At 67.8% G+C, this 11,193-nt stretch carries 13 protein-coding genes and 1 tRNA gene; 6 read left to right on the top strand and 8 right to left on the bottom strand.

Features of this window, described 5'->3' with window-relative positions; all coding sequences use genetic code 11:
* Positions 1 to 35: 35 nt before the first annotated feature.
* The 4 genes from groL to ACNPNP_RS18390 form a co-directional block, all read right to left on the bottom strand.
* Positions 36 to 1,655, bottom strand: a complete 1,620-nt coding sequence (gene groL / locus ACNPNP_RS18405; RefSeq protein ID WP_259063833.1) for a chaperonin GroEL — start codon at positions 1,653 to 1,655, stop codon at positions 36 to 38.
* A gap of 111 nt (positions 1,656 to 1,766) precedes the next feature.
* Positions 1,767 to 2,342 carry a LytR C-terminal domain-containing protein gene (locus ACNPNP_RS18400; RefSeq protein ID WP_448967491.1) on the bottom strand — a complete coding sequence of 192 codons (576 nt, stop codon included), beginning with the start codon at positions 2,340 to 2,342 and terminating at the stop codon, positions 1,767 to 1,769.
* A gap of 51 nt (positions 2,343 to 2,393) precedes the next feature.
* Positions 2,394 to 2,651, bottom strand: coding sequence for a DUF3263 domain-containing protein (locus ACNPNP_RS18395; RefSeq protein ID WP_448967490.1), 258 nt, complete (start codon positions 2,649 to 2,651; stop codon positions 2,394 to 2,396).
* A gap of 9 nt (positions 2,652 to 2,660) precedes the next feature.
* Entirely contained in the window at positions 2,661 to 3,653 is a 993-nt protein-coding gene (locus tag ACNPNP_RS18390) for a DUF2332 domain-containing protein (protein ID WP_448967489.1), read from the bottom strand.
* Between the two features lie 84 nt (positions 3,654 to 3,737).
* Between ACNPNP_RS18390 and msrB the strand changes: the two genes are divergently transcribed.
* Positions 3,738 to 4,148 (top strand): peptide-methionine (R)-S-oxide reductase MsrB, encoded by a 411-nt coding sequence (gene msrB, locus ACNPNP_RS18385; protein ID WP_448967488.1) that lies wholly within the window; start codon positions 3,738 to 3,740, stop codon positions 4,146 to 4,148.
* On the top strand, positions 4,145 to 4,705 hold the full coding sequence (locus ACNPNP_RS18380; protein ID WP_448967487.1) for a nitroreductase family protein: 561 nt from the start codon (positions 4,145 to 4,147) through the stop codon (positions 4,703 to 4,705). Before msrB ends, ACNPNP_RS18380 begins: the two co-directional genes overlap by 4 nt.
* Here ACNPNP_RS18380 and ACNPNP_RS18375 read toward each other — a convergent pair whose 3' ends face one another.
* A complete protein-coding gene (locus tag ACNPNP_RS18375; RefSeq protein ID WP_448967793.1) occupies positions 4,706 to 5,623 on the bottom strand; it encodes a DMT family transporter in 918 nt (305 codons plus the stop codon).
* 93 nt (positions 5,624 to 5,716) lie between these two features.
* On the opposite strand from ACNPNP_RS18375, the gene ACNPNP_RS18370 reads away from it, so the two are divergent.
* Together ACNPNP_RS18370 and ACNPNP_RS18365 are read left to right on the top strand one after the other, a co-directional pair.
* Positions 5,717 to 6,343 carry an SOS response-associated peptidase family protein gene (locus tag ACNPNP_RS18370; protein ID WP_448967486.1) on the top strand — a complete coding sequence of 209 codons (627 nt, stop codon included), beginning with the start codon at positions 5,717 to 5,719 and terminating at the stop codon, positions 6,341 to 6,343.
* A gap of 8 nt (positions 6,344 to 6,351) precedes the next feature.
* Positions 6,352 to 7,623, top strand: coding sequence for a cation:proton antiporter domain-containing protein (locus tag ACNPNP_RS18365; protein ID WP_448967485.1), 1,272 nt, complete (start codon positions 6,352 to 6,354; stop codon positions 7,621 to 7,623).
* Positions 7,624 to 7,635: 12 nt separating this feature from the next.
* Here ACNPNP_RS18365 and ACNPNP_RS18360 read toward each other — a convergent pair whose 3' ends face one another.
* On the bottom strand, positions 7,636 to 8,361 hold the full coding sequence (locus ACNPNP_RS18360; RefSeq protein ID WP_448967484.1) for a tyrosine-protein phosphatase: 726 nt from the start codon (positions 8,359 to 8,361) through the stop codon (positions 7,636 to 7,638).
* Between the two features lie 80 nt (positions 8,362 to 8,441).
* Between ACNPNP_RS18360 and ACNPNP_RS18355 the strand changes: the two genes are divergently transcribed.
* Positions 8,442 to 8,747 (top strand): hypothetical protein, encoded by a 306-nt coding sequence (locus ACNPNP_RS18355; RefSeq protein ID WP_448967483.1) that lies wholly within the window; start codon positions 8,442 to 8,444, stop codon positions 8,745 to 8,747.
* Between the two features lie 18 nt (positions 8,748 to 8,765).
* Here the strand turns inward: ACNPNP_RS18355 and ACNPNP_RS18350 are convergent.
* Positions 8,766 to 8,841, bottom strand: a tRNA-Thr gene (locus ACNPNP_RS18350).
* 44 nt (positions 8,842 to 8,885) lie between these two features.
* Entirely contained in the window at positions 8,886 to 9,848 is a 963-nt protein-coding gene (locus ACNPNP_RS18345) for a DsbA family protein (protein ID WP_448967482.1), read from the bottom strand.
* Positions 9,849 to 10,064: 216 nt separating this feature from the next.
* Here ACNPNP_RS18345 and ACNPNP_RS18340 point away from each other — a divergent pair, with 216 nt between their 5' ends.
* Positions 10,065 to 11,171, top strand: a complete 1,107-nt coding sequence (locus ACNPNP_RS18340) for an ABC transporter ATP-binding protein (RefSeq protein ID WP_448967481.1) — start codon at positions 10,065 to 10,067, stop codon at positions 11,169 to 11,171.
* The last annotated feature ends 22 nt before the right edge of the window (positions 11,172 to 11,193 follow it).

The following is an 11,193-nucleotide window of genomic DNA, read 5'->3' as shown; positions in this document are numbered from 1 at the left end:
GGGGCGGGGGCGTTCCTGTCATGTCGGGGCCTGGATCAGAAGTCCATGCCACCCGTCGGGTCGCCTGCCGGAGCAGCGGCCTTCTCGGGCTTGTCGGCGACGACGACCTCGGTGGTGAGGAAGAGGCCGGCGATCGAGGCTGCGTTCTGCAGAGCCGAGCGCGTGACCTTGGCCGGGTCGATGATGCCGGCCGCGAACATCTCCACGTACTCACCGGTCGCGGCGTTGAGGCCGTGACCGCTGGTCAGCTCGGAGACCTTGTGAGCGACGACACCGGGCTCGAGACCGGCGTTGAGCGCGATCTGCTTGAGCGGAGCCGAGATGGCGACGCGAACGATGTTCGCACCGGTCGCCTCGTCACCCGTGAGCTCAAGAGCGTCGAGAGCCTTCGTGCCGGCCTGGATGAGTGCGACTCCACCACCGGGGACGATGCCCTCTTCGACGGCTGCCTTCGCGTTGCGGACGGCGTCCTCGATGCGGTGCTTGCGCTCCTTGAGCTCGACCTCGGTCGCTGCACCCGCCTTGATGACGGCGACGCCGCCGGCGAGCTTGGCGAGACGCTCCTGGAGCTTCTCACGGTCGTAGTCGCTGTCGGTGTTCTCGATCTCGCGGCGGATCTGGGTCACGCGACCCTCGATCTGGTCGGTCTCGCCAGCACCCTCGACGATGGTCGTCTCGTCCTTGGTGATGATGACCTTGCGTGCGCGGCCGAGAAGGTCGAGCGTGGTGTTCTCGAGCTTGAGACCGACCTCTTCGGTGATGACCTGACCACCGGTGAGGATCGCGATGTCCTGCAGCTGAGCCTTGCGGCGGTCGCCGAAGCCGGGAGCCTTGACGGCAGCCGACTTGAAGATGCCGCGGATCTTGTTCAGCACGAGAGTCGCAAGGGCTTCGCCCTCGACGTCCTCGGCGATGATGACGAGTTCCTTGCCGTCCTGGATCACCTTGTCGACGACGGGGAGAAGATCCTTGATGTTCGAGATCTTCGAGTTCGCGATGAGGATGTAGGGCTCCTCGAACACGGCCTCCTGGCGGTCTGCGTCCGTCACGAAGTACGGGTTCAGGTAGCCCTTGTCGAAGCGCATGCCCTCGGTGAGCTCGAGCTCGGTGCCGAAGGTCTGCGACTCCTCGACGGTGACGACGCCTTCCTTGCCGACCTTGTCGATCGCCTCGGCGATGAGCTCGCCGATCTCGGTGTCGGCGGCGGAGATGGATGCCGTGGCGGCGATCTGCTCCTTGGAGTCGATCTCCTTCGCGCTGGCGAGCAGCTCGGCCGTGATGGCTGCGACGGCCTTCTCGATGCCGCGCTTGAGCGAGATCGGATCGGCGCCGGCTGCGACGTTGCGCAGGCCCTCGCGGACGAGCGCCTGAGCGAGGACGGTCGCGGTGGTGGTTCCGTCACCCGCGACGTCGTCGGTCTTCTTGGCGACCTCCTTGACGAGCTCCGCGCCGATCTTCTCGTACGGGTCGTCCAGCTCGATCTCCTTGGCGATCGAGACACCGTCGTTCGTGATCGTGGGGGCGCCCCACTTCTTCTCGAGCACGACGTTGCGACCGCGCGGGCCGAGGGTCACCTTGACAGCGTCGGCGAGGATGTTCAAGCCACGCTCGAGGCCGCGGCGGGCCTCCTCATCGAAAGCGATGATCTTTGCCATGAGTTTTGTCGTCCCTCCTGGACGTAGACGTTCTGATTAGCACTCAGGGTATGCGAGTGCTAACGCCCATTCTGGCACTCGACCCCATCGAGTGCAAGCCGCGACCGACGTCTATTCGGCGGGAGGCTCTTCGGACTCGGGCGCGACGGTCGCACGATCGGTTCCGATGACGATCACGAGCTGCTTCTGGTCGGGATTGTTCGGGTCGGCATAGAAATCGTCCTGCACGACCTCCGCCCCTCCGATGACATCCGCGAGACCGATCGCGGCGAGTTCATCCGCCTCGGACACGTAGTAGACCGTGGTGTCGGCGAAGTCCTGCGAGCCGGCCGGCCCGTAGCTCACCGAATCCGCAGACCATCCGCTGTTGACGATCGTCTCCTGGAGCTGCACGTCCAGATTCTCCTCACCCGAGGCGTTGAGCACGAGCACGCTGTAGGTCGTGTCGACGACACCGGTGACCTCAGGGGTCGGCACGGCGGTGGGGGCCGCCGTGGGGAAGAGGTTGATGCGGCCCATCAGCACGAGGGCGACGAAGATGCCGATGACGATGAGGACGAGCGCGGCGACGAACGACCACAGCAGCACGATCCAGCCGTTCATCCCCGGGGCTTCGGCGCGATGCGCTCCCACACGCCCTGAGGAGGGCGCAACGTCATCGAATCGATCTCTCACGGATTTGGACACCCGACGATGCTATCTGCCCGTCGCCGAGAATCCACCCACAGGAGATGCCTGTCAGCCGGCGAATCCGCGCATCCTGGCCACGCGCTGATCGGTCCTGTTCTCGCGCAGGCGGCGCAGACGCCTCACCAGGAGCGGGTCGTGCTCGAGAGCCTGCTCGGTGTCGATGAGGCGACCGAGCAACTGGTAGTAGCGGGCAGGGCTCATGCCGAGAGTGCTGCGGATCGCCTCCTCCTTGGACCCGCCGTGGCGCGGCCAGCGCGCTTCGAGCGCGAGGATCGCGCGGTCGCGATCAGTGAGGTCTCCGAGCATGCCCCCAGGCTAAGCGCGAACATCTCCCGCGCCGGCGCGCCACTCCCACCATCGCCCCAATGGATCCGCAGCCGCTCGCACGTCGCCGTCGAGCGCGACGACGAACCCCGGCCACGTATCGGGGTCGAGCGCAGGCTGCCAGACGTCGTGCAGCGATGGCGCGTCGATCGTGATCCAGCGGGCAGGAAGCGCCCGGACCTGTGCGATGAGCGCCTGCCGCGCCGCCCAGGGGATGTGGGCGAGCACTCCCGGCGTCGTGATCACGAGCGTGGCATCCACTGGCGCGGATGCGGCGACCGACGCGATGCGGTCGCCGGCGTCACCTCGCACGATCATCGGCGGCTCTGCGGCTGCGACGTCGAGGGCGGCGACGATGCGCTCCTCCCGCCCCGACTCCCCCGGCCAGACCAGACCCTGCAGCCACGCGCGATCGCGCGGATCTCGCGCGTCGAGCGGGTCCAGGTCGATACCGGCACGCCAGACGACGTGCGGCATCCTCACCGGCGGCATCTCGCCGCGGACCTCGCTCGACAGGACGACCTCCGACGCCCCGTCGTCCGGATCGAGAGTCGCCCGCAGTTCTCCCTCCGCATCCACGAAACGGTACGAATAGCGATCGGGGTACAGGCACAGCCCGGCGGATGCCCCGATCTCCAGCAGCGCCACGGGACCGTCGATCTCCGAGAGCACGGGCAGCAGCGGTGCGAGCCGCAACGGCTCGTTGGTCTGCACCCGGCGGGCCCCGCACTCGGCGACGATCTCGTCGGCGTGGGCGAGGAGGAAACGGCGCCATTGATCGAACCCGGCGAGGGGCGCCCCCAGCATCCGCGTCACGGCGAACACGAGCGGAGGCTGCCGATGCGTCGCCGGGATCCGTGCGAGCACCTCCTGCACGTCGGCGTCGCCCTCGACTCCGCGCGCCCACTCCTCGTAGAGGGCGGAGCGCCCAGGAGCCTCGTCAAGGGCGAAGCGCCCGTAGCGTTCGCGCACAGCATCCGTCATGTCCTCATTCTCGCGCCGGCGACCATCGGATGCGACGCCGGTGGTGCGCAGGAGGGGCAGAATGGAAGTGACCCAGGAGGCACCATGGATTACAGCGTGAAGAAGACCGAGGACGAGTGGCGCGCGGAGCTCGGCGACGAGCAGTACGCGGTGCTGCGCCAATCCGCCACCGAGCGTGCGTGGACCGGTGAGCTGCTCGACGAGACGCGTGCGGGTCTCTACACGTGCGGCGCCTGCGGCGTCGAGCTGTTCAAGAGCGGCACGAAGTTCGATTCCGGATGCGGATGGCCGAGCTTCTACGAGTCGATCCGGCCCGACGCCGTGCAGCTCATCGAGGACAACACCCTCGGCATGCAGCGCACGGAGGTGCGCTGCGCGAACTGCGGTTCGCACCTCGGGCATGTCTTCCCTGACGGGTTCGGCACCCCCACCGGAGATCGCTACTGCATGAACTCCCTCGCGCTGAACTTCACCCCCGGCGACACCGACGCGTGAGCGCACTCGATGCCGTGAGGGCGCGGCATTCCTGGTCCAAGGTCACGGATGCCGCTCCGACCCGCGAGGAACTGCTGACACTGATCACGGCCGCCGGTCGCGTCGCCGACCATTCCTCGCTGCGTCCGTGGCGCCTGATCGAGCTGCGCGGCGACGACCGGGTGACGCTCGGGAAGGCGCTGGCCAAGGCCGAGGGCGACAAGAGCCCCTCCTCCAAGCCGCTGCGCGCTCCCCTGCTGATCGCCGTCGTGGCGAGCTACCGTTCACGAAGCAAGGTGCCGCGCTGGGAGCAGGAGGCCGTCGCCTCCGGCGTCGCGCACACCCTGAGTCTGCTGCTCGACGAGGCCGGTTGGGGAGTCTTCTGGCGCACGGGCGAGTACACCCGATCCAAGGCGGTCGCGAAGGCGCACGGACTGCGCAAGAACGAGGAGCTCCTGGGGTGGCTCTACGTCGGGGGCAAGCCTGCGGGCAAGAAGCCGGGGCGCCGCAGGAGCGTCGATGCCGAAGCGATGCTGACCGCGATGCCGAAGAAGAAGCCGAAGAAGTCGAAGAAGTAGTCAGCGACGACGCCGACGCCGCCACGGCAGCGCCACCACGACGGAGGCCACGGCCACCGCGATCATCAGCGCGAGCTGCCAGTGCGCCGGCCCGGATGCCGGCGGCCACAGCACGTCGATGATCACCGACGCGGTCAACTGGCCGAGCACCGAGCCGAGCCCGAGCAGCAGCACCCCGGTGTGCGCGACGATCGCCGCTCCGAGCAGGATGTAGGCGAAGCCGAGCAGCCCGCCGAGATACAGCCACGGCTCGAGCGGCAGCGCGTCCGGCATCCCTCGCACCGCGACGCTGACGGCGGCCGCGACGATGAGCACAGCGGTGCCGGCGAGGAAGCTCATCAGTGTCGCCGTCATGGGAGAGCCCACACGCTGGGCGAGGCGCCCGTTCGCAGCCGACTGCCATGCGATGCCGACACCGGCGGCGAACGGGAGCAGCAGCAGCCACAGCGGCGTGCTCGCGATCACGTCTCCGCTGAGCGACACGCCCACCGCCGCGAGTGCGAACACACCGCCGAGCACACGCCCGGGGGTCACGGCCACGACTCCGGCCGGCCCGAATCCGATCCGATCCAGCACGAGGCCGTGCACGGTCTGACCGGCGACGACACCCACCGTGAACAGCGAGACGCCCAGCACACCCGCGGTCACGCCCTGCGTCGACACCGTGAGCGCTCCGCAGGCGCCGCCGAGAAGCATCCAGTTGGGAATGGTGCGGGAGCGGACACCTCGCCAGAGGCGTCCGGCGCCTGCGCGCGCCGAGGGCAGCGCGACGGTGACGACGATGAGGGCGACGAGCCCCGCGCCGAACGAGACGAGTCCGGCGACGATGCCGTCGTCGATGCGCACGCCGAGCACTCCGTTGATGCGCGCCTGGATCGCCGTCATCGCGCCGATCGCGACGGCACCGCCGAGCGCCAACGGCGCGGGAAGGCTTCGGGTCACGGTCACCTGAGCACACTACCCGAGCGGCTGCACGTGCCCGAAGTCGCCGGTCGGCGCTACTCTTGCGGCATGTGCGCGAGCTACGGACTGGATCCCCGATTCACCGACGCCGAGCTGCTTGCCGAGGCGGACGCCGAGGTCATCGAGGGGCTCCGGACCTGGGCGAAGCAGAACGATGGCGAGACCCTGCGACCGACCGGCAGGAATCTGCGCAATCTGAATCCGCTGGTCGTCTCCGATGGCGGCGCGGTCGCTGTGGAGCCCGCGTGGTGGGGCTATCTCGTCAATGGCGAGCCGGCGAAGTTCCCCTCGATCAACACGCGGTCCGAACGCCTGCAGGATCGCCCGAACGGACTCAAGACCCGCGCGATCGTGCCGTCGACCGGATGGTTCGAGATGCAGAAGCCGGCGAGGGTATGGCACGAGTTCGCCCTCGACAACCAGGCGCTGTTCGGCATGGCCGCCGTGACGCAGCGCGGGCGCACACCGGACGGCGAATGGATCACGTGCTATTCCATCGTGATGGCACCGGCCGCGGAGCACCTCAAGGAGTTCCATGATCGGATGCCGGTGCTGATCGCCCCTGGCATGAGTCAGGAATGGCTGAACGGTCCGCCGAGTCGCGCGCTCATCGACGAAGCACTCCTCGCGTCCGGCGAGCTGGCCGAGCGGATCACCGTCTCGGCCCGGCCATAGGCGCGAGCATGCCGCATCTCGTCCTGATCGGTCTCGCCGCGATCCTGCTCTGGTCGCTGATCTCGCACCGGTTCGAACGCTGGGGAGTCGCAGGACCCTTGGGACTCCTGCTGCTCGGTGCTGCCACTGTCATCTGGGACGTCGATGCCTTCGGCAGCGCGATCGACTCGCCGATCTCCGAGAAGATCGTCGAGGTCATCCTCGCGGTCCTGCTGTTCGTCGACGCCACCGAGGTCAAGGGCGGCATCTTCGGCCGCGAAGGCAAGGTGATCGCGCGTCTCGTGCTCATCGCGCTGCCGTTGTCGATCGCACTGACCGTGACGGCGGGCGCGTTCCTGATACCCGACGCCGGTCTGCTCGTGCTCTTCGTTATCGCGTGCGTGATCCTGCCGACCGATTTCGCTCCGGCCGCCTCGCTGCTGCGCAATCGGCGCGTTCCCGCACGGTTGCGTCAGATCCTGAACGTGGAGAGCGGGTACAACGACGGGTTGATCTCTCCGGTGTTCGGCATGTCGCTCGCGTTGGCCGTCATCTGGTCGACGTTCTCGCACACGCCCGAATCCGATATCACCGAGGATTCGCTCGAGGCACCGATCATCAGGTTCTTCGACGTCTTCATCAACGCGGTGCCGTCGACGGTCATCGCCATCGTGATCGGCGTCGTGCTGGGTGCCGGAATCGGATACATCGTGCGCATCGTGCGGGCGCGGGCGATCGCGGATGCCCTCGGCGCCCGCTACGTCATGCTGATCCTCCCTCTGATCGCCTACGGCGTGGCGAACATACCGGCGTTCGACGCGAACGGCTTCGTCGCCGCCTTCGTCGCGGGGATCGGCTACCGGATGACACGCACGAAGGGGCGATTGTCCGAAGGGATCGACCACAGCGAGCTGCTTCTCGTGGAGGAGGTGGGCTCCCTGGCGGCGAGCTTCGTGTGGTTCGTGCTCGGCGGCGCGATGCTCGTGGTGGTCGTGTCGGGGATCGACTGGTGGATGCTGCTGTTCGCCGTGCTCGCGCTGACCGTGCTGCGCATCATCCCGGTGTACCTCTCCCTCATGCGCAGCACCGGCGGCAGAGGCGACCGTCTCCTGGGCGGCGCTCTCGGCCCGCGCGGCACGGCGTCGATCGTGTTCGGGCTGCTCGCGTACAACGCACTCCCTGAGGACGAGGGCGTGATCGTGCTGACCGTCATGGTCGCGACGGTCGTCGGCAGCATCGTGCTGCACGGTCTGGCCGCGCCGTTGCTCCTCAGGCGGCGAAGGGCCGAGGAGCCGGCCTGACGCAACCGCGACTCAGCTGCTGCGTGGAAGCAGTGCCCTGCGCAGCTGGTCGCGTACGGGGCCGTCCACGCCCGCCCTCTCCAGGTACGGCAGAGCGCCGCCGTGCTCACGGTCGAGCCAGTCGAACGCGTCGCTCAACGCCTCTACCGGCGACCCCGCGAGCACCTCAACCAGGTTGTCCGTGATGGGTACGCGGAATCGGCGCATCCTGCGCAGCATCCGCTCCGTCCACTCCCCCGAAAGGTTCGCCGCCGTCGCGGAGTAGTCGGCCAGGATGATGTCACGGTCGACATCGAGCGCTGTGAGGATGAGGGCGACGACCAGGCCGGTGCGATCCTTGCCCGCAGTGCAGTGCACGAGCACGGGAGCATCCGCCGACGCGACGGTGCGGATCACCCGTCCCAGATCGCCCTGATGACGCGACAGCACCGTCTCGTACACCTGTCGCAGAGTGAGGGTGCGCGGGTCGATCGTTCGGGGTGCACCGTCGATCGGCACCGACAGTCGTGTCGCACCAGTGCCTCGAAGCCGGTCGCGCCCTCCGATGCGTCGGTCGATGGCCGATCGGAGGTCGATGACCTGCCGGATGCCGAGCTGCCTCAGCCTCCTGCGTCCCTCGCGGGTGAGCCGGTGCAGCGCGTCCGAGCGGTACAGCACCCCGGGCTTCAGCACGCCTGGGGCGACCTCGCGGAAGTTGTGCGTGCCTGCCAGATCGAGGCGGGTGAGGGGCTCATCCATTCGGTCATGCTATCTGCGGTGCCGCGGGACGCCACCGCGCGTCTCGGCTATCGTGAGGCATCACCGACGGAGGAGATTCGATGGGAACTGAGGAAGGCGGCTCGCGCCCTCGCGCGCTGCGCGACGGTACCGCCGACCCGCGCTTCGCCGCGCGCTACGCGACGATCGACGAGGTCGCCGAACTGCTCGGCGTGACACCCGTGTCGCTTCGCCAGACGATGCGCCGGCGCGACTCCGGTGATGCGTCTTCCGCCAGCGACGCGTTCATCGATCCGATCGGGAACGTCTCCGGGTACCTCTGGGACCGCGATGATCTCACCCCGGAGGCGATTGCGGCATGGCACGATCGTCCCCGGCGTGGGCGGAGGCCGAACAGCGCGCGATAGAGCGACGTTCGGGCGGGATGGAGCCGACTACGGGATTCGAACCCGTGACATCCTGTTTACAAGACAGGTGCTCTACCAGCTGAGCTAAGTCGGCGAACCGCTCCAGTTTAGCGAGACCGAAGCTTGTCTCCGAACCGGCTACTCGGCCGGTGTCTCGGATGCTGTCGGTGCAGGGGTCGGCTCAGGCGTCGACGAGGAACCTTCTGTGTCGCTGGCCACCGTCAGCACGAACTGCGAGAACTCCGCGGGGTCCTTCAGGGAGCCCACATACGCCTGCCCGTTCACGACGATCATCGGAGCGCTGGTGAGCACGAGGTCGTCGGAGCCCACGAGCGGTCCCTCGAGCGCACGAGAGGTGGCATCCTTGGCCCAAGAGGCGAAGTCGCCCTCCTCGATGCAGCTGCGAATCACCTTCGGGTCATCGACACCGACCGCGATCGCGAGGTCGGCGAGTTCGACGTCCGAACGTCCGTCGGTGTCCATTTCGGGCTGGTCGACGAGGAGCTCGTGGTTGAACGGGTAGAACTGCTCCGGCGAGTGCGTCGCCACGCAGGCCGCCGCTGCCGCCGAACGCAGCGAGTACTTCGTGCCGTTCGAGCTCGCGGTGAGCATCGAGACAGGGTGATACGTGACGGTGACAGCGCCCTCGTTGATCCATCCCGCCAGCTGGCGTGCGTTGGCGCGCTCGAACTCGCCCGCCCCCGGCGACAGGTAGTCGACGTAGATGTGCACGTCGACAGCCGCCTGCGATGCGGTCGGCTCTGGCGTCGGCTCGGCCGTCTCGCCTGCCCCGGCCTCGGTCTCCTCCGGTGCGGGAGTCTCGGGCACATCCTCGGCGCCCACGCTCGGAGCCGTGTTCACGATGATGCCGTCCGCGTCCATGCCGGTCGGACTCAGCGCCGGCTTCGACACCGACGAGGTCACGGCCATGGTCACTGCGGTGCCGATCGCACCGACGGCGACCACGGCGACAGCGCCGACGATGATCCGTCGCATGATGCGCGCCCTCGACTGCTTGGCGTGCACCTTCTGTGCCTTCTCCCGGACCGCCTCACGAGAATTGCGAGGGGTGGGGACGTTCGGCGTTTCGTCGCTCGACATCGTTCCTCTTGAAAGTCTTGATGGGGACGGGCTCCCCGGCGTCCTCTTCACGAGCAGGACCGCAATCGATGTTAACCAGTCAGGCTGGGAAATACCCAGGTGCGGCCGCCGCGTGCCATACTTGACTCGGCCCAAAGGTGGGCCACGGCGGCTCATACCCGCCGCATCCATCACAACGGATCGTCCGGCACGTACCTGCCGGTGAAGGAGAAAACAATGGCATCTGTCACGTTCGACGCGGCCACGCGTCTTTACCCGGGCGGCACCCGCCGGGCGGTCGACAAGCTCGACCTCGAGGTCGCAGACGGCGAATTCCTCGTCCTCGTCGGCCCTTCCGGTTGCGGAAAGTCCACGTCCCTGCGCATGCTCGCCGGCCTCGAAGAGGTCAACGACGGCCGCATCCTCATCGGCGATCGCGACGTCACCGACGTTCCGCCGAAGGACCGTGACATCGCCATGGTCTTCCAGAACTACGCGCTGTACCCGCACATGACGGTCGCCGAGAACATGGGCTTCGCCCTGAAGATCGCCGGAGTCAACAAGGAAGAGCGCGCAGCCCGCGTGCTCGAGGCCGCCAAGCTCCTCGACCTCGAGGAGTACCTGACCCGCAAGCCGAAGGCGCTCTCCGGTGGTCAGCGTCAGCGCGTCGCCATGGGTCGCGCGATCGTCCGTCAGCCGCAGGTGTTCCTCATGGACGAGCCGCTGTCGAACCTCGACGCGAAGCTGCGCGTGCAGACGCGTACGCAGATCGCCTCGCTGCAGCGTCGTCTCGGCGTCACCACGGTCTACGTCACGCACGACCAGACCGAGGCGCTCACGATGGGCGACCGCATCGCCGTCCTCAAGGACGGTCTGCTGCAGCAGGTCGGCACGCCGCGCGACCTCTACGAGAAGCCGGAGAACGTGTTCGTCGCCGGATTCATCGGCTCGCCTGCCATGAACCTCTTCTCGGCGGATCTCGCCGAGGGCGGCGTGCGGTTCGGCACCGAGGTCGTCGCGCTCGACCGCGACACCGTCGGCCGTGCGAACGGCAGCCAGGTCACGGTCGGCGTCCGCCCCGAGGACATCGTCGTCGGCCCCGCCGACGGCAAGGGCCTCTCGGTCACGGTCGACCTCGTCGAAGAGCTCGGCGCAGACGGCTACCTCTACGGTCACACCGACATCAACGGCAAGCGCACCGACCTGGTCGCTCGCGTCGACGGCCGCAGCCACCCGAACGCCGGCGAGACCGTCACCCTCGCAGCGAACGTGGGCCACGTCCACGCGTTCGACATCGAGTCGGGCCTGCGTCTGAACGACAAGCCGATCGTCTCGGCCGCGTAAGTTCCATCGCACACGGCGCCGG

It is taken from the genome of Microbacterium xerophyticum (assembly GCF_053543555.1).
Note: the sequence above shows the minus strand (reverse complement) of the source record. Positions and strands in the feature narration are given on the sequence as shown.